Annotated in this window: 14 protein-coding genes and 1 pseudogene; 12 read left to right on the forward strand and 3 right to left on the reverse strand. The window is 45.6% G+C overall.

The annotated features are described in order from the left end of the window. Positions 1-99: 99 nt before the first annotated feature. From H6G03_RS39165 to H6G03_RS28065, 4 genes and pseudogenes are all read left to right on the forward strand, one after another. Positions 100-525 (forward strand): annotated as a pseudogene (locus H6G03_RS39165) (response regulator transcription factor); the annotation flags it as partial. Positions 526-674: 149 nt separating this feature from the next. Continuing rightward, positions 675-2,345 carry a SpoIIE family protein phosphatase gene (locus H6G03_RS28055; RefSeq protein WP_190471987.1) on the forward strand — a complete coding sequence of 557 codons (1,671 nt, stop codon included), beginning with the start codon at positions 675-677 and terminating at the stop codon, positions 2,343-2,345. 3 nt (positions 2,346-2,348) lie between these two features. Next, on the forward strand, positions 2,349-2,780 hold the full coding sequence (locus H6G03_RS28060; protein WP_190471990.1) for an ATP-binding protein: 432 nt from the start codon (positions 2,349-2,351) through the stop codon (positions 2,778-2,780). Positions 2,781-3,599: 819 nt separating this feature from the next. Continuing rightward, positions 3,600-4,061 carry a hypothetical protein gene (locus tag H6G03_RS28065; protein ID WP_190471995.1) on the forward strand — a complete coding sequence of 154 codons (462 nt, stop codon included), beginning with the start codon at positions 3,600-3,602 and terminating at the stop codon, positions 4,059-4,061. Here H6G03_RS28065 and H6G03_RS28070 read toward each other — a convergent pair. After that, positions 4,058-4,492, reverse strand: a complete 435-nt coding sequence (locus tag H6G03_RS28070) for a ketosteroid isomerase family protein (RefSeq protein ID WP_190472048.1) — start codon at positions 4,490-4,492, stop codon at positions 4,058-4,060. The genes H6G03_RS28065 and H6G03_RS28070 overlap by 4 nt on opposite strands. 171 nt (positions 4,493-4,663) lie before the next feature. Then, positions 4,664-5,182: an orange carotenoid protein N-terminal domain-containing protein gene (locus tag H6G03_RS28075; protein WP_190471998.1), complete on the reverse strand. Its 519-nt coding sequence runs from the start codon at positions 5,180-5,182 to the stop codon at positions 4,664-4,666. A 265-nt stretch (positions 5,183-5,447) separates the two neighbouring features. Between H6G03_RS28075 and queG the strand changes: the two genes are divergently transcribed. The 8 genes from queG (at position 5,448) to secA (ending at position 15,772) form a co-directional block, all read left to right on the forward strand. Continuing rightward, a complete protein-coding gene (gene queG / locus H6G03_RS28080) occupies positions 5,448-6,407 on the forward strand; it encodes a tRNA epoxyqueuosine(34) reductase QueG (protein WP_190472001.1) in 960 nt (319 codons plus the stop codon). A gap of 67 nt (positions 6,408-6,474) precedes the next feature. Continuing rightward, positions 6,475-7,119, forward strand: coding sequence for an HAD-IA family hydrolase (locus H6G03_RS28085; protein WP_190472004.1), 645 nt, complete (start codon positions 6,475-6,477; stop codon positions 7,117-7,119). Between the two features lie 660 nt (positions 7,120-7,779). Further along, positions 7,780-7,920 carry a hypothetical protein gene (locus H6G03_RS28090; protein ID WP_190472007.1) on the forward strand — a complete coding sequence of 47 codons (141 nt, stop codon included), beginning with the start codon at positions 7,780-7,782 and terminating at the stop codon, positions 7,918-7,920. A 607-nt stretch (positions 7,921-8,527) separates the two neighbouring features. Then, on the forward strand, positions 8,528-9,427 hold the full coding sequence (locus H6G03_RS28095) for an MBL fold metallo-hydrolase (protein WP_190472050.1): 900 nt from the start codon (positions 8,528-8,530) through the stop codon (positions 9,425-9,427). A gap of 113 nt (positions 9,428-9,540) precedes the next feature. Further along, a complete protein-coding gene (locus H6G03_RS28100; RefSeq protein WP_190472010.1) occupies positions 9,541-10,662 on the forward strand; it encodes a bifunctional riboflavin kinase/FAD synthetase in 1,122 nt (373 codons plus the stop codon). 83 nt (positions 10,663-10,745) lie between these two features. Further along, positions 10,746-11,654 carry an AAA family ATPase gene (locus H6G03_RS28105; RefSeq protein ID WP_190472012.1) on the forward strand — a complete coding sequence of 303 codons (909 nt, stop codon included), beginning with the start codon at positions 10,746-10,748 and terminating at the stop codon, positions 11,652-11,654. A gap of 29 nt (positions 11,655-11,683) precedes the next feature. Continuing rightward, entirely contained in the window at positions 11,684-12,316 is a 633-nt protein-coding gene (locus tag H6G03_RS28110; protein ID WP_242057056.1) for a diheme cytochrome c, read from the forward strand. A 669-nt stretch (positions 12,317-12,985) separates the two neighbouring features. Then, positions 12,986-15,772 carry a preprotein translocase subunit SecA gene (secA, locus tag H6G03_RS28115; protein WP_190472015.1) on the forward strand — a complete coding sequence of 929 codons (2,787 nt, stop codon included), beginning with the start codon at positions 12,986-12,988 and terminating at the stop codon, positions 15,770-15,772. Positions 15,773-16,084: 312 nt separating this feature from the next. Here secA and H6G03_RS28120 read toward each other — a convergent pair whose 3' ends face one another. Further along, complete coding sequence (locus tag H6G03_RS28120) at positions 16,085-19,102, reverse strand: sensor histidine kinase (RefSeq protein ID WP_190472017.1); 3,018 nt, start codon at positions 19,100-19,102, stop codon at positions 16,085-16,087. Positions 19,103-19,253: the final 151 nt, after the last annotated feature.

A 19,253-nucleotide genomic window follows, 5' to 3' on the forward strand; every position in this document is an offset into this window, starting at 1 on the left:
TGATGGATGCTTCTCTATGTACTCTCTCAGTTGACTCATTTTGGGGAAGGTAAAACTCTATTTTACCATTGGCGATCGCAGTTTAGTTTATATGTTGGAGATCTCTATTGTATGAAAGATATCAGCTTCGATAATTTAATAGAAGCACTGCGAGTCACTCAAGAAGGCAATTCGTGGATCGATCCGGCGATCGCCCGGATCGTACTCAAACAAACACGTCAAGCAACCGCACCAGCAACCTCGGCGTCCAGCAGCACCGAACAAGGAGCCAGTTCTAAAACAGTTGCGATCGCAGCAACGGAACCAGAGTACAGTCAAATGCTGGAAGCTTACCCCTTGACGGATCGAGAATTAGAAGTCCTGCAATTGATCGTCGAAGGATACAGCAACGCCGCGATCGCTGAAAAACTATACATTACGGTGGGAACAGTCAAAACCCACGTCCGTAATATTTTGAACAAACTTTGTGCCGATGACCGCACCCAAGCCGCTGTACGCGCTTTGCGCTCCGGGTTGGTGGGATAATTGGCTCGTTTGTCAAAAGTTATCATTCTCGGTCAGTGGTCAGTGGTAAAAAAACAAAGCGCTACTGGCTGTTGATTGCTGACTGTTGACTGCTGAATAACTGAGTGATGACTATTGACAAATGACATTCCTTGCAAGTGGAGTAGCAAATGAGTCGGGGAGATGGCAGCAAACTCAAACTCATGGTGGTGGATGACGAGCCTGACAACCTCGATTTGCTGTATCGTACTTTTCGGCGCGACTTTCAAGTCTACAAGGCCGAGAGTGGGCCGAGCGCACTAGAAGTACTGGAAAAAGAAGGCGAAATGGCCGTGATTATATCCGACCAGAGAATGCCCCAAATGAATGGGACAGAATTTCTGGGGCGGACTGTGGAACGCTTTCCAGATACAATTCGCATCCTCTTGACTGGCTACACGGATGTAGAAGATCTTGTAGAAGCGATCAATTCAGGTCAGGTTTTCAAATACATCACCAAACCGTGGAATCCGGCAGAACTTAAAGCAGTAGTTCAACAAGCTTCCGAGACCTATCGCGTCCTCAAGCGGAGAACGAACGAACTGCGTCGCGCATTACAGCGAGAAACTCTGTTAAATGCCGTCACCAGCGCTATCAGGGAATCCCTAGATTATGCGGGTATGCTGCAAAGGATTGTCGAAACGATCGGACAAACTTTTGGAGCCAGCAGTTGCGTTTTACGTCCCATAGATGGCGATCGCTTGGTAGCAGATGTTTTCTCTTACAAAGCCACTCCCGATAATAGCATCAGCATTTCCGAAGACTTGCTGCGATCGGTGATGGAAAACCGCCAGACACACATAGCTCAAAACGATGAAAATAGCAACTCCTCCTTACAGCTGGTTGTCCCCCTGATCTGCCAGCAAGACTTGCTCGCCATACTTTACCTCCACCAGTACGGCACCCGCGAACCGTGGTCAGCCGAAGACATTCGATTAATTGAAAGCCTTTCCGAGCAAGCAGCCTTGGCTGTTTCCCAAGCCAAACTGTACCAGCGTACCCAGGAGCAAGCCGAGCAGATGCGGGCAGAGCTAGAGGTAGCTCGTCAAATTCAGCACAATCTGCTGCGCCAAAGCTGGCCGGAAGTGGAAGGAGTAAGAGTGCAAGCCTGCTGTTTCCCAGCACGAGAAGTGGGAGGAGATTTTTTTGAAGTCTTTGTCCATCCCAAAGGAGATATCTGGCTAGCAGTGGGAGATGTCTCTGGTAAAGGTGTCCCGGCTGCTTTATTTATGGCTAGCGCTATATCGGTAATGCGACGAGAACTTTCTCAGGAAAATCCACCAGAACCAAATGTTTTAATGCAGAATCTCAATATCGGTCTGTCAGACGATCTCATGAGTAACAACCGTTTCATAACGATGGTTCTGGCTCGTTATACTCCCTCGACCGGCCAGTTGGTCTACGCCAATGCCGGCCACATCTATCCCTTGGTCTGGTCTTATCAAGACGTAGCTAAAAAAGCAGACGGAATTGAACCGAATTTCCTCAAAGCTCGGGGCATTCCGTTAGGTATCTTACCCACCTGGAAAGGTGCCGCCGGGAATGCGATCGTCAAGTCTGGAGAAGCACTTTTGTTGGCCAGCGACGGTATTACCGAAGCAACGGTTACCGAAGATATCGTCATGCCTGGGAGTGTTGGTAGTAGCGGACAGAACCCGGTTATGCTGAAACAAGAAGGTTTGTGGCAGCTACTTAAAGAGGAGCCGGGTCCTTTAGACTTGAGCCATCTATTAGCTCGCATCAGGGGAAAAAACCAAGTTCAGGAAGACGACCAAACAATACTCTCTCTGGAGGTTCTGTAGTCAATGAGAACGGAGCTGCATATTCCCAGCGACTTGAAGTTTTTAACAATAGTGGAAAATTGGCTGCTGGGCAGTTTGGAAGCGGAGTTAGGCGATTCTGTAATTGATTGGCCGCGTCTGTCGAATCGTCTGCGTCTGGCCTTGGTGGAAGCTTACTCGAACGTAGTGCGCCACGCTCATAGAGATCAACCAAATTTACCTATCCTGATTCGCTTGGAACTAAAAGAGCGGGATTTAGCTTTGGAAATTTGGGATCACGGTAAAGGATACGATTTATCCACGTATTTGCCACCCAGTCCGGAGGATAAGCAGGAAAGCGGCTATGGCTGGCTGATTATGAATCGGTTGATGGATAGAGTAGAATACCGCTTGCAAGTCAACGGTCGTAATTGTCTTAAGTTGGAAGCGAGTTTGCCCAGGGCAGCTGAAAACTGAAAAAGTTCCTCAAGCATTTTGAGGTAAACTACCCACCACTAATCCGGAGTACCGGATATAGTGGGGGCACAACTATCTTTCCCAGGTACGGTGGATAAGCTTTGCGATTCTTCAACGTCGCCGATCGGATATTGATGACATTAATTGGACAGTTTGTTCAATAAAAATGTCGAAATATAGTCTAAGCATAGCTGTTTATAGGAATATAAAAGCCGCTATGTCAGCCCTGTGTAGTAAGTTTTTCTTCCATTCGGCCAAATTTAACCACTCGCTTATTTTTGATTCTCTGCTCAGACATGATTAAGTAGGTCTTCTTGAAAAGGAGTAGACCTATTTTTTTGACAACAATCGGTTAAATCTTTATTGAGGTTTCTACGGGTGTGAAGTACAGGCTTTGTAGGGCCGAGTTTGGCAAATAATGTCTCGGTCAAAAGACAGCGATAAAGGCTCTCACCCGCCTCTACACCAGATGTATTCTATCAAAGTCGCTTTCGCTATACTGCGTGATGGTTTTACGATTGCCGTCGCCCCGTTAGTTGTTTGAGCGGTAAACGAATAGGAAATAGCAAGCTTTCCACTACACTCACAGCTAGAATCAGTTTGACAAACATTAAATAAATATGAAGCAGTTGTAACTCTTTTTAAAGTTTTTATGAATTTTTATTGCATTGTAATTCAATAACTTATAAAAAACTTTTAATATTTTCACAAGTTAAGCAAATACCTCACCCCTCTGGAAAATTTAAAGGCAGTGCGGACAAAAAGAGGAGCTTGCCAAATTCTTGACTTTTGTAAAGTTTTAATATATAGTGAACTCGCATGAAGCAGCCGTTTGTTCTAGCCCCACGCTATCGTTTAGATGATGAGTCAATTTGGCTCGAAGGAATCGATCCAGCGCGTCATTATTGGATTGCAGTTAACGGTGAAAATAGCCTCAAAGTAGCAATTCCAGGATTAACTGTTTCTTGCATAACTGAATGGAAGCAAAGTGTTCGGAAGTTTCGGGCGCTGCAACCGGGACAGCAAATGGATTTATTACGAGCTGCTAACGCTTGCAGCATTCACTGCATCAGCGAAAACTGTTACGCGATCGCATCAGAAATCCAAGGTTTTCCAGTCTGGCACCTCTTCGACGCAGAAGCTTTAGAAAATCTTCTGAGAACTGGTCATCCAGACTGGCAATTTTCGCCCAAAGACATCGATTTAGGGCGTCAGATAATTTGGCGTTCCTTCCAGCAAGCAACAGAGCTGCATGAATCATTCATTAATAAAACATTCTAGTGACGCAAACCTAATAGCTCTTGCGGAGAAGCTAATAGTTTGATAGTAGCGGAGAAAATTTCCCTCTGCGGATTGACTACAAAAAGCCAAGTAACATTAACGCCAAAAACAGGGGTCTGTACCTTTCCACTTACTTGAAACTGAATGTAGCTATCTTCTAGGGGTAAGTGAATCCCTTCGCGAGGATAAAGTCGCATTCCTTGAGCTTCTTGTTGCAGATATGCGGCGATCGCATCTACTCCAACCACTGGCGATTCAAACGGCGGCAGCATCGCTCCATCCGTAGCAAATAAAGCAGCTGTTGCCTGAAAATCCCCTGTATTCATCGTCTCGAAATAACGCAATATAACAGATTCGGTAACACCCTCAATCTTTAAACTTATACTGGCAGGAGATTTTAAATTAGAGTCAATCGCATCGGCAGTCTGCATGGTGACTAATTCTTCCATAATTTCAGTCAGACAAAACTAAGTTCGATCGTAATTACAAACATCCAACAAATTAAACGAAAAAGCAGGCCGAAACCTGCTCCCTCAGAAAGATTCTGCCGAACGATATCAGCATTCTCTCAAAAAATTTTAATTCTTACTTTATGAATATGCTCAGTCAGCCAACGGATCGATACCCATATCCATCGTCGCATCCCGCAGAAATGTAATCTGTTGACCAAAATCTAACTCCTTGACAGCTTTCAGCACCCTTTCTCCATCACAAGAAAGCTGGTAGCCAGCTGGCACAGGCACCATAAAACCTTGAGTCATCCATTTCGCTAATTGATACCAAAAAGCTAACTTGGTGTTGGGGCTCAGAACACCGTAAGAACGACCGATCTGGGTGTCTTCCTTGATAACCAAGTCACGCATCGCTTGTAGTTGCTCAGTATGAGACATCTGCTTGATTCGCTCGAGCAAACCTTCTGCCAGATGTAAACGAGCCGATCCGGGAGTGGCAGGTGCGATCGAACGACCCCAATCGGCATAAGCGTACCAAAGCACTGCCAGTTGGTCATCCACACTGAGACGGTTAAATAAAGCTGTGGTCGCAGAAACCGGATCGGCTAGGCGATAGGAAATGAAAGTTTTAGAGAAGCAGATTGAAGCGAAGTCTGCCATAAAGGTCATAGAAACTCCTTACCCTGGAAGGTAGTGAAAACTGATACCCAGTTTTTGCGTTATTGTAAGCTGGGAACTGAGCTAAACTCTCTCACTTTTCTTTCTTGGAAGAGAGATTGTTGAGGAGTTAATGAATCTCTCTCTCTTTTTACATAGTGCAAGATATTTTCATAATTTGCAAGTCAAATTTGTAAATCCGATAAGTTTGCAATTATAGTTTTAAGTTTGGCTAAAATGTGATTTATATCACTGGAAAATTCGCCTTTTTCGATCTATGAATTCCAAAAAACAATCAACGTGGGAAGTTTCCGCTTTCACCGCTCAGGTAAAGCAAAAAGCTTTAGATCTGGGGTTTCACAAGGCTGGAATTGCGGCTGTCGAACCGCAAGCCGACTCAGAAGCGCAGCAATTACAAGCATGGTTGGCCTTGGATTATCACGCTGATATGGTATGGATGGAGAACCCCAAACGTCAAAATGTCCGTCTGGTAATGCCAGAGGTGCAATCTATTATTTCCGTTGCTCTCAACTACTATACACCTCATCAGCGTCCGGAAGGCAAGGAATACGCCAAAATATCACGTTACGGATGGGGACGGGATTACCACAAGGTTTTACATAAAAAGCTGAAAGCACTGGTAAACTGGTTGCAAGCACAAGGAGAAGGAATTCAAGCTCGTTATTACGCCGATACTGGTCCAATTCAGGATAAAGTCTGGGCTCAACGTGCTGGAATTGGCTGGATTGCCAAAAATAGTAACGTGATTACGCGAGAGTACGGATCTTGGGTATTTTTGGGCGAAGTACTCACTAATTTGAATTTAGCGCCCGATCGCCCTCATACCGAACACTGCGGCACTTGTACTCGTTGTATGGAAGCTTGTCCGACAGGTGCAATTTCCCAACCTTTTGCGATCGATGCTAACCGTTGCATCGCTTATCACACAATTGAAAATCGCGCTCAAGAATTGCCGGATGCGATCGCCTCCCATTTAGACGGGTGGGTTGCCGGTTGCGATATTTGCCAAGATGTTTGTCCCTGGAACCAGCGTTTTGCTAAAGAAACTGACATTGATGAGTTTCAGCCTTATCCTGGTAATGTGGCTCCCAAACTCATGCAGTTAGCTGAAATTTCCTATGAAGATTGGCAGAGCCGTTTCCCCGCATCAGCGCTGCGGCGAATTAAACCAGAAATGTTGCGACGGAATGCCCGCTCTAACATTCAAAGCTTATAAGTTATAAACTTTGAATTTATAACTTATAATTCTTAACTTATCGTACTTCTATTTCTTTACTAAAACCATGAGCGTAAAAGTTATTATTTTTGATTTTGACGGCACTGTTGCCGATACTTTTGAGACAATAGTTAATATTAGTAATTTATTAGCACCTGAATTTGGTTATCAAAAAGCTACACCAGAGGATATTGTTAAATACAGAAATTTAACATCTAGAGATGTTATTAAGCAGTCAGGTGTTTCCCTTTTTAAGTTGCCTTTTATTTTAAAGAGGTTAAAAATTGAATTAAATAGTAAAATTCATTATTTAACGCCGATCCCAGGTATAAAGGAAGCTTTGTTTGAGTTAAAGCAACAAGGTAACACAATCGGTATTATTACTTCTAACGATAAAGAAAATGTCCTAATTTTTTTGGATAAAAATGGTATGCCCGATTTATTTGATTTTATTTATTCGGCAAAAAATATATTTGGTAAGAGCAAAATAATAAATAAATTTATTAAGCAAAACAAACTAAAACCAGAACAAATAATCTATATTGGCGATGAAACCAGAGATATAGAGGCTGCAAAAAAGAGTCATATAAAAGTTATTGCAGTCACTTGGGGATTTAATGGCAAACAAATACTAGCAAAACAAAACCCTGATTTTTTAATAGAACAGCCTAGTGAATTAATTTCAGCATTAGAGCGTTTGCAAACTCAATAATTATTATAAGCCCACGAATAAGGAAGATGACAATCTACAATAATGCTGTTTTTTTATGATAGAATAACTCGTGGAAAAGAAACACTAATTTATGAAAAATTTACCAAATAAAGATAAAAAATTTGGTAAACTCAACTTGAGTTTGGACAAGTAACATAATATTTACAAAACCAAAGAGCCTGGTTTATTATCCATCCTTATATGGAGTCTGAATTGTCGATGTATTACTTAGGTTAAAGTAGCCAACATTTCATCGAGTAAATGGCGAGTACCCAGTTCAAGCTCCGATAAGATCGGGAGTTATCTAAAACTAAAAGTCATTGATATACTTACAGATATAGAGCGATCGAAATCCGGATAAAGCTGGCAAAGTAGAGAAAATGGGCATTCTCCGGCAGTCTTTCTCAGGAGAATTTAGCGTCCGAGAACAGGGTATATCCCAACCCACCAAGCTGGCAGTCCCTGTTTCAGTACATTTGCTCTCGTTAAGCGGTCGGTGAAACCCGCCCTTTTAGCTTTAGCCCGAACCTATGGCAAAAAGCTGACTCTTGCTAAATGGAGAAAAAATTAAAAATTAGCATTGTTGAAACTTACCAAACACCAGTGTCTCAGATCACTGCCTTGGTTTCGCCATGACTGATACGATATAAAGTCAATACCTTGAGCGTCTTCTACCAGAGAAACCAGGAAAAAGAGCGTTCGGCAAACCGCCACTTAGCAATCGCTCACCACAGGCAACCAATGGTTTATACCTGTGCAAGCGTAGCTGTTGGCGATCGTCGCGTCCGGGGTAAGGTATAGGCCAGCGTCGAAAAGCTTGATTTTCACCGCTTTGCCGATGATGACTCCCTTATTGCCAAGAGCTTAGAATCACCCGACCTTGATAAAGCTACAGATTCCAGACTGCTATGCGGTTTAAATTAAGTAAAAAAATGGTACCTTCAGTTGCATCTGAATAACTAAAATGAGTGTTTGTTGGAGTGGATGGTATTGGCGATGATTTCGTGCAGCAGGCTTCCCGAAAGGCAGCGGATTAGCGTTAGCATGGTGAACAATCATACTGTTGGCAAATTTATTAGCTAGGGTAAAATTCACCAAGTTTGCTTCAAGCGGTACATCTCAGTCTGGTACTGCTGCGAGAGATTAGCTTCATCTACGATTAACCGACAGCATCAATAGTTCGGAGGCAAACTAGCTACATCAGGATTAGCTCCTCTCATACATAAACACTGACTGGGCAAGCCAGTCGCAACCATTTTAGGAACAAAAACTGAGCTACAGTCAAAGTTATGAAAAAGCTAGCTAGTACAAAATGCCTTAAATGCAGCGCTGGGGTCTGATTAACAAACGGTCGAAGATGCAAAATCCGAATAAGGGACTGGTTGAGGAAGGAAAGCGAGCAACACCCATGTCTAGTATGCAAAACCAATTTACGATTCACTTCTGGGGCGTCAGAGGTAGTATCCCAAGTCCAGGGCCACACACAGTCCGCTATGGCGGCAATACTCCTTGTGTAGAAATGCGCGTGGGTGGAAAACGCCTGATTTTTGATGGTGGCACCGGCTTACGAGTTTTGGGACAATCTCTCTTCTCCCATATGCCTCTAGAAGCTTATATGTTTTTTACCCACTCTCATTGGGATCACATTCAAGGATTTCCCTTCTTTTTACCAGCCTTTATCAAGGGAAATTGCTTCCATATATATGGAGCTATGGCTCCCAACGGTGCCACCATCCAGCAGCGCCTCAACGATCAAATGCTGCACCCCAATTTTCCCGTCCCACTACAGATTATGGGGGCCCAGCTGAAATTCTACAATCTGGAAATGGGAGACAGTGTTGAACTGGGGGATGTTCGGCTGGAAACTGGTTTGTTAAATCATCCAGGGGAAGCAATGGGCTACCGCGTCAACTGGCGCGGTTATTCCGCAGCTTACATCACCGATACAGAACATTATCCAGATCGTTTGGATGAAACTGTTGTCAGGCTAGCTCACAACGCCGACGTGCTGATCTACGATGCTACGTATACAGATGAGGAGTACCATTCGCCAAAATCAAGTAAGGTAGGATGGGGACACTCTACCTGGCAGGAAGCGATTAAAGTGGCTAAGGCAGCAAATGTCAAGCAATTGGTAATCTTCCACCACGATCCCCTGCATGACGATGATTTCTTGGATATGGTAGGAGAACAGGCTGTGAAGTTATTTCCCAATACCCTGTTGGCACGAGAAGGAATAACTCTAGAGATAGTCCCACCATCGGTATCTGTCACTGAAGACCTACAGGAGGCTAAAGTAACTGCCTAATCGGTTAATTCCAGATTGCCGATCGCAGATTGTCGATGCCATTTTCCGATTTTGTTATCCTAACTCTGAAATTTGAAATTCGCCGAGAGTCTGATTTGTGTAAAATGTAAAGCGTGTGGGTTACCTCATCGCTAACAACTGCTCTAACTCCAACTGCTGTTGCCCTGGGAAACTTTGATGGCGTACATCGAGGGCATCAACAGGTGGTTAAACCCGTATTGCCAGAATCCTTAGCTGAATCCTTGGCTACTCGAAGCTTAGCGGCGTTTCCTCCCGCAGAAAGTCGTTGCCCAGAGGATAAAAGCCTTCTGGAAAATACTATTTCCGAAAGCCGCGACTCTATTCATAAATTGAGTATCAGCACAAATTTCTATGCAACCGTTGTCACCTTTAATCCCCATCCCCAAGAGTTTTTCACGGGGAAATCGCGTGCTTTGTTAACCCCTCCCGATGAAAAAGTTCTTCATCTCGCCTCCCTTGGTGTGGAACAGCTGGTGATGTTGCCTTTTGGCCGGGAAATGGCCGCGCTCAGCCCGCACGAATTTGTAGAAAACATTCTCGTACAGCAACTGAGGGCTGAGCGGGTGAGCGTAGGGCAGGATTTTTGTTTCGGATATAAGCGATCGGGTACATCAGCCGATTTGCAAGCGATCGCAGCCAAATACGATGTGGAAGTAATTATAGTGCCCATTCAAAATAGCGAAGGCGAAAGAATCAGCAGTTCGATGATCCGCCAAGCGCTCCTTTCAGGAGATATTGAGCGTGCAAATCGGTTGCTGGGGAGACCTTACACTCTCACAGGTTCAGTGGTCAAAGGTCAGCAACTGGGCAGAACTCTAGGATTTCCGACCGCTAACCTGCAATTGCCGAGCGAAAAATTAATACCCCATTTTGGTGTCTACGCCGTGCGAGTTGCGATCGAACCAGCACAAAATTTTAGCCAAGATAGCACAGAGTTTTGTGGCAAAGAAAAAAATAATTTAACTGAAAATTCATTATCTCACCTTCTGCCTGGGGTGATGAATATTGGCTGTCGGCCAACCGTGAATGGCACAAGTACAACTGTGGAAATCCACTTGTTAGACTGGTTTGGAGATTTGTATGGAAAAACTATAACGGTAAGTTTAGAAAAATTCCTGCGCCCAGAACAAAAATTTGCTTCCCTCGCAGCGCTCAAAGCGCAAATCGAAGTAGACTCGGCAACCGCTAGAGCGCTGTTTATAGGTAATGGATAATTGCAAATATTAGCTTGAAATTAAATCTAAAATCTGCAATTTAAAATTAAAAATTTACCCATTACCCATTACCGATTACCAATATGAGAAAACATATTGAAATACTCACCGCAAACCTGGGCCGTACTATTGTTGGCAAAGCTGATGCCATCCGCTTAGTATTGGTAGCCCTGCTTAGCGGTGGGCACGCCCTGCTGGAAGATGTGCCGGGAGTAGGTAAAACCTTACTGGCCAAATCGCTATCTCGCTCGATCGATGGCAAATTTCAACGCATTCAATGTACTCCCGATTTACTCCCCAGCGATATCACAGGAACCAATATCTGGAATCAAAGTAGCGGTGAATTTGAATTTCTGGCTGGGCCAGTATTCGCAAACATCCTGCTGGCAGACGAAATTAACCGCGCTACACCCCGCACCCAGTCTGCCTTGTTGGAAGTAATGGAAGAAAGGCAAGTAACTGTGGATGGGGTACCTCGTTTAGTTCCCAACCCATTTTTTGTCATTGCTACCCAAAATCCGATCGAATATCAAGGCACCTTTCCCCTGCCAGAGGCCCAGATGGATCGTTTTACCCTTTGCCTCACACTCGGCTATCCCAGCGAAGTAGAAGAACTGCAAATGCTGCAAAGGCTTCACGAAGGAGTCAACGTCGATGAACTGCAACCGTGTATTTCGACTGAGGATGTTTTGGAGTTGAGGCGTTTGTGCGGTCAAGTCAAGGTGGAAGCCGCTCTACAACATTACATCCTTAACTTAGTGCGAGCCACGCGAGAAGATGAAGAAATTACTTTGGGCGTCAGTCCTCGCGGTACAGTCGCCTTGCAGAAAGCTAGCCAAGCCCTTGCTTTTATTCTCGGTAGAGATTACGCTATTCCCGATGATGTCAAGTTTCTGGCACCCTACGTGCTTTCCCACCGCCTCATTCCCTCTGGTGGGCGGCGGGCAAAAACCATTGTGGAGCGGCTGTTAAGATCTGTATCAGTTCCTTAAAATATTAGGTGTGTTGTTGGGAGCCTTATTTGTCTGACAGTAGAGTACGAACAAAGCTTTATCGAGGCCGATCGCGCCACAAACAGAATAAGCGATCGCCGATCGTTTTGTTTTTGTTACTTTTACTGTGGAGTAGCGTAATTGCCTGGGGTTTTACTCTGTTAACGCAATATCCCGGACAAAGCCAAACCATACCTCAAGTATCCCCCGCCGTATATCCGGCATCTAGCGAAGCAATCAATATTCCCTCGCCAAATCCCCTGGCTACAGTTGACATAGTTCCGCAGCGATATCAACTCGGACAACAACTATATCTTGAAAACTGTGCTACCTGTCACATTGGCCTACCGCCAGCAGTTTTACCAACGGAAACTTGGCGAAACCTCATTCAAGATGAGGAACATTATGGCAAAAAGCTGAAGCCCCTAGTAGACCCCGAACGCTTCCTCGTGTGGGACTACTTGCGGGTTTTCTCGCGCACGCAAGCACCAGAAGAAGAACAAACCCCTTATCGAGTAGCTCAATCTCGCTATTTTAAAGCGCTCCATCCCAGAGTCAAACTACCCCAACCCGCTAATATGGGGAGTTGCGTCACCTGTCACCCTAAAGTGGAGCAATACGATTTTCGCACTCTCTCCTCAGAATGGCAAAACGCCCCGTAAGCTGCGGCATTTGGGATAGCCTTTATTGCCGCACCAAATGCCAAGACATAACAGTCAAAAGCCGCAATCGGGAACTTTTCTCTGGGCAGAAATTACGGTAACAAGTGGGTAATTCCCACCAGTCAACTGTACAGCCAAGAGCGGAATTGAGGATGATAAGATTAAAATATTCTTAAAAATCCTTTTTCCAGCCACCAGACACGGTTTGCAGTCGTGCTATTTTAGCTAACCTTCCTGACGAGAAGGCTTTTCTAGCATAAAGTCTGCTGAGCTTATTTGTGTGTATTCCGCTCTCTTCCAGATGTGTTACCAGGTAATTATTTGCTCGAAAGTCAGTTCCGGTCTGTTTCCAAATACAAATTTATCCTTCTTTTTCCGCAGTTTCATTAGTAACTGAGTAACTGGGGAAGCGATGAGAGTAATTTGGCAGCGGCGAATAGATCGGCTGATTGCACAAGCAGATCGGGTGGCAAAAGACAAGAAATGAAAATCTGGGAGCTAACTAAGAAGTTATTAATATTCCAGGTAAGTGCAAAAAATGCAAATAGCTAACAGATAGATCGTCGAGCAAATGCTACCTGCCAAGTGCGATCGCCAAATAACAGAATAAAAATGAAAAATGGCCAAAGCCTTTTCACACAGAACAACTAACAGCTAACAAATACTGCCATGTTAAAAACTTTGCTGGGCGATCCAAACGCTCGTAAACTCAAGAAATTTCAACCTTACATTGCCGAAATCAACATCTTAGAAGAAGATATGCAGGCTCTTTCCGATCGAGAACTGATCGGCAAGACAGCCGCATTTAAAGAGCGCCTCGCCAAAGCCAAAACACCCAGCGAGGAGAAAGAAATCCTCGATGAAATACTGCCAGAAGCTTTTGCCGCAGTGCGAGAAGCAAGCCGTCGCGTTTTGGGATTGCGGCACTTTGACGTGCAGCTATTGGGCGGAATTATACTGCACTCCGGACAAATCGCCGAAATGAAAACAGGGGAAGGAAAAACCCTGGTATCCACTCTACCCGCTTACTTAAACGCCCTCAGCGGCAAAGGGGTACACGTGATCACGGTTAACGATTACCTGGCGAAGCGGGATGCCGAATGGATGGGGCAAATACATCGCTTCTTGGGATTGAGCGTAGGGTTGATCCAAGCAGGCATGAATTCGACAGAACGCCAGAAAAATTATCAGTGCGATATCACCTACGCCACAAACAGCGAAATTGGTTTCGACTACTTGCGGGACAATATGGCCACATCTATGTCAGAAGTGGTACAACGTCCTTTTAACTATTGCGTAATTGACGAAGTTGACTCAATCTTAATTGATGAAGCTCGCACCCCTCTGATTATCTCAGGTCAAGTGGAGAAGCCCAGCGAAAAATATATTCGGGCAGCACAAGTGGCGATGGGATTGAATAAAGAAGACCATTACGAAGTAGACGAAAAAGCACGTAATGTCATCTTGTCAGATGAAGGGTTTGCACAAGCCGAGAAACTGCTGGAAGTTAACGACCTCTACGACCCTAACGATCCTTGGGCTCACTACATTTTCAATGCGATTAAGGCCAAAGAACTTTTTATCAAAGACGTGAACTATATCGTCCGTAATGACGAGGTAGTAATCGTAGACGAATTTACAGGTCGCGTGCTGCCCGGTAGGCGTTGGAGCGATGGTTTGCATCAGGCGATCGAAGCGAAAGAGCAAACAGAAATTCAACCGGAAACTCAAACTCTGGCTACGATTACCTATCAAAATCTTTTCTTGCTTTATCCGAAATTGGGTGGGATGACCGGCACTGCCAAAACGGAAGAAGCAGAGTTTGAAAAGATTTACAAACTGGAAGTAACTATCATTCCAACCAATCGACCCAATATCCGTGGAGATATGTCGGATGTGGTCTACAAAACAGAAGCAGCCAAATGGCGGGCGATTGCTGAAGAATGCGCGGAAATGCACCAACTCGGTCGCCCGGTATTAGTTGGCACTACCAGCGTTGAGAAATCAGAACTCCTGAGTTCCCTACTCCGGGAAAGAAACGTTCCTCACAATCTCCTCAATGCCAAGCCAGAGAACGTAGAACGCGAGTCGGAAATTATTGCCCAAGCAGGTCGCAAAGGAGCGGTGACGATCGCGACAAACATGGCCGGTCGCGGTACAGACATCATTCTCGGCGGTAACGCCGACTACATGGCGCGGCTGAAATTGCGGGAATACTTTATGCCCAGGATTGTACAGCAAGAGGAAGATGAATTTTCGATCCGGCGAGTTCCCGGCGCAGAAGCAGAACGCAGCGGTGGGATAGGTTTTGCTCCCGGTGCTACCAAGAAAGTAAAAACTTGGAAAGCATCAGCGCAAATTTTCCCCGTACAGCTATCGCGGGAAGCAGAAAAGATGCTCAAAGACGCTGTAGAAGTTGCTGTTTCCCAGTATGGAGAAAACAGCTTATCGGAATTAGAAGCCGAGGATAAGGTCGCGGTAGCATCCGAAAAAGCGCCCACCGAAGACCCCGCAATTCAAAAACTGCGGGAAGCTTACAACGAGGTTCGCAGGACATACGAGCAATACACCAGCAGCGAACACCAAGAAGTTGTGAAATTGGGCGGTTTGCACGTGATCGGGACGGAAAGACACGAATCTCGGCGGATCGACAACCAATTGCGGGGACGTGCGGGACGGCAAGGAGACCCAGGTTCGACTAAGTTCTTCTTGAGTTTGGAAGATAATTTGTTGCGGATTTTTGGTGGCGATCGCGTTAAGTCCATGATGGAGATGTTCCGAGTGGAAGAAGATATGCCGATCGAATCCGGTATGCTCACTCGCTCCCTGGAAGGTGCCCAAAGAAAGGTAGAAACTTATTACTACGACATCCGCAAACAGGTGTTTGAGTACGACGAAGTGATGAACAATCAGCGTCGCGCTATCTATGCCGAACGTCGCCGGGTGCTGGAAGGTCAAGACTTGAAAGAGCAGGTAATTAAATACGCTGAAAAAACGATGGACGACATCGTAGATGCTTATGTCAACCCAGAGCTGCCATCGGAAGAATGGGAATTAGGTAAGCTGGTGAGTAAGGTGAAGGAATTTGTCTATCTGTTGTCTGATATGGAAGCAAATCAATTAGAAGATTTGTCTGTAGGCGAAATCAAAACTTTCCTGCACGAGCAAGTGCGAATTGCCTACGACCTCAAAGAAGCCCAGATAGAACAAATTCAGCCGGGATTGATGCGTCAAGCGGAGCGATTCTTTATCTTGCAGCAAATCGATACCCTTTGGCGCGAGCATTTACAAGCAATGGATGCACTGCGAGAAAGTGTCGGTCTGCGCGGCTACGGTCAAAAAGACCCGTTGATCGAATATAAGAGCGAGGGATACGAAACTTTCTTGGAGATGATGACAGCAATTCGTCGCAATGTTGTCTATTCCTTGTTCCAATTTCAACCGCAGATGCAGTGAAAAGAGGGGCTAGGGATTAGGGGCTAGGGGCTAGAGCGCCAGTCCAGTAAAAGAGGTTGACAAAAGAAATAAGATGTGTGTGCATAGAAACCTCGGCAGGGCGAAGCATTCGGACATAAAAATTGTTGCAGATCGCGATCGATTGTCGCCCGAATGCTTCGCCCCTACACAATACATATTTCGTTGTTTTTGTCAATTTATTCTAGTGGACTGGCGTTCTAGGGAGTGGGGGAGTGGGGGAGTGGGGGAGCGGGAGAATAAATCTTTTCCCTTTTCCCTCTTCCCTCTTCCCTAGCCCCTAACCCCTAGCCCCTAGTCTCGCAGAGGAATGAGCAAGCGACTGAGGACTCTGCCATCATCTATTTGATAGAAGTTAAGCTCGCCTGCCATTTGTCTGACGATCGATTGACAAATCCGCAGATGGAGTCCGGGTGGTTTGTCCAGAGTGGAAGGAACGAGATCGTCAGAGGGTGCTTGTTGTAGCTCGGCAATGAGTACCGGGTCGATCGCTCCGTCATCTGTCACGGACAGCTCGATAAAACGATCGGGGGGATAATGATGGCTATGGGAGGGCGAAAGCTCTTCTTCGCCATAGCCTCTACTTTCATGTCCCAGCTGACGACACCAAATGTCAATCCGTCCTCCGGTGCGAACTCGATCGCACGCAGCCATCAATATTTCGTGAATTACTAATTCGATTTTGACAATATCTAATTTTTTGCTGAGGTTGGTAGTGAGGGCTTTCTCACCTTCGGTATCGTGGATTTGAGCCCAGATACGTTTTTGTTTGATTGCCGGATCGATACGATCGAGCGATCGCAACAACAAGCTGGTCAATCTAATTGAATCTTTTGTAGATGCAAAAGAAGCTGCGATTGAATTTTTTTCTGAATCTTCATCTTCAATTCCGTCATCCGACAAAACTTTGCCATTTTCTAATTCCCGATAGCCAATTTTCCACTGCTCATTGGCAAGCATAGAATAAATATAGATAGCCAGTCCACCATGACGCGAATCTTGCTTAGTCAACAAATCCTTAGAATTTTTAATTGCTGGGGAACTATGGAATCGCCCCGCAGGCTGGCGTAACTCTTTGACTGCTCCCTGACGGCTTAAATCTTCTACGAGCTCAATTTGGGGCGGCTGTAAATATTGCCGTGCCAAATCGGCAATTAAACGATGTTTATACCAATTTAAACATTGCAGTTCTTCTCGTTCTTCAGACAGAGAATCGATCAGCATCTTATAGCGACGCAACCATGCTAGCTGAGAGGTTAGCAAGCCGAACATCGGTAGAGCGCTGTTTGGCCAACTTCCAGTACCTTTTGCGACGATCGCCACCCCAGTAGGCTCGTGTTCCGGAGCGGTTTGCAGAGGCATAACCATAATCTCGCTAATGCCAGGGCCGGAAATCCAACTGCGCGTCGCTGGAGAAATATTTGTTACATCTTTGACTAAAAGACCATCAGATGCTAAAGCTTCTTGAATTAACTCGTCGCTGCGTATGGGGACAATAAAGTTTGAGTCGATCGCGAATTGGTAGTTGCTGACATCTGTAGTTAGGATGCGGCCTTCTTTGCTTCTGGGAGACCAGCTAACCAAAGCGGCAACGGGAGCTTGTAGCATAGTAGCAATCGATTGCAGAGCGGCTTTTTCTATATGCTCGAGCGAAAAAGCTTGCTGCATTGTGGTCAGACCCCATTGCAGAGACTGGTAACTTTTTTGTTGGCGATCGAGTTGTCCGATCAACCGCCGCTGGTTGATAATTAAGCCGATCTGCTGACTGACAACGCGGAAAATTTCTCGCTCGGCGCTAGTCCAGGTACGCGGATTTTCGCTGGTAACGATGAGGAGTCCTGTCAGGGGTCGTTTTAAACTTGTATTGCAGGTGAGAAGACTGCGAACTCCTGCTTCCAAAAACGCATTGCGAAAGCCCAGCAACTTCAAATCTGTTGATAAGTCTTCAATTGCTACTGCTTCAGGACTGCGTTCCAGCAGTTGCCAGTCTACATCGCTTAAGCTCGGTAGAGTCTGGGAAGAATCTTTTCCCCCTGTTTGAGAAACTATCGGTCGTCGATTGACTGGTTGGGTTTGAAAACAAATTTCAAAATGTTTCTGGTCTGGATCGAAAAGCAGCACCAAAAAGCGATCGACTTGCAGCCGCGTAGTTAGCTGTTCGGCACAGATTTTTAAAGTTTTTTGCCAATCTTCCTCACTTGTAATCGCAGAAGCTATTTCCGCTGTGAGCATTCGATCTTGTTTGGTTTGCTCCACAGTGACTTCCATCTCTTCGATGGGAGAAAACATGGCAATTAACTGCGCCGCACCCCGGAGATAGTTTTTTTCTTCTTCCTTCCAAATGCGAGGTTCGTTACCTTCTACTGCTAGAAAGCCGAGCAATTCATCTCCTAAGCGAATCGGAGCTGCCAGTAAGCTTCTCACTCCCAATCTCTGCAATAACCTGCTGGTAATATCGGCTTTGAGGGAACTGTGAGCTTCTCCGATCGACACCATCTGATCGGCTACCAAAGCATTATAAAAGCCACCCGATTCCTGTACGGTGATTCCGGAAGCTTTGGTAACGGCGTCACCGAAACTGCCGCTGGCGCGGTTACTCATCCGCCTCCAAAAATAACGCCGCTCTCGCTCAAACCAATAAATGCTCGTCCGTGTCGGCGCTACAAATTGATGCGTTTCTGCTACTACCGTCTCCAGACGCTGCAATATTGTGCGCGTCGAGCGTAACTGCTCTAGAATTCGGAACAATGGCTCGTCAGGACGCTTAGTGCGTTGGCGGTTCCAATCTGTTTCGATTTGGTTCAGAGAAGCTGCCAATCCCCCTAATAGCATAGATAGTCGCGCTTTCTCTTCCGGTTGCGGCGAAATTCCCCATTGCAGGGAGCCCAGCATTACCACTCCAAAACAGCGATCGCGATAGCGAATGGGGAAAATCAGCGTTCCCCGAATATTGAAGTTTGCCGCTGCTTTCCGCCACTCTCCAGCTCGCGTTTCTTGGCGCAAGTCCGGTACCCCTATCGGTCTGAGCTGAATGACGACCTGTTCTAGGAGATCCCCTGGATTGAGAAAAATTCGCTGTTTCAAGAAATTGATGTCCCCAGTGGGTACAATTCCGCCTTTGCCTAAGATGCGATGGTCTAGGCGATCGTAAAATCCGATCCAAATCAGGCTGTAGTCAAACTCAGCCTGGAGATAATTGATAGTTGTGTCAATCAAAACATCGACGTTATCCTCTTCCCGCAGGGTCTGGAGGACACGTCCTAAAGTCACGACTTTTTTGTCTTCAGAATTCGGTCTTTGTTGCTGGCCCATCTGCTTTCACCCCTATTAGGTAATAGGTACAGGGGAAGAAATCGCCTGGGTGGTGGGTGCTGGGCTAGAGAAAAGTGGGAAAATATTTATTACCTTCTCTGTCTAGCCCCGCTCGCCCGTCTGCCCATAGCCCCTGCCCCTAACTCCTACG

Origin of the sequence: Aerosakkonema funiforme FACHB-1375, from assembly GCF_014696265.1 — a bacterium.
GTDB lineage: Bacteria > Cyanobacteriota > Cyanobacteriia > Cyanobacteriales > Aerosakkonemataceae > Aerosakkonema > Aerosakkonema funiforme_A.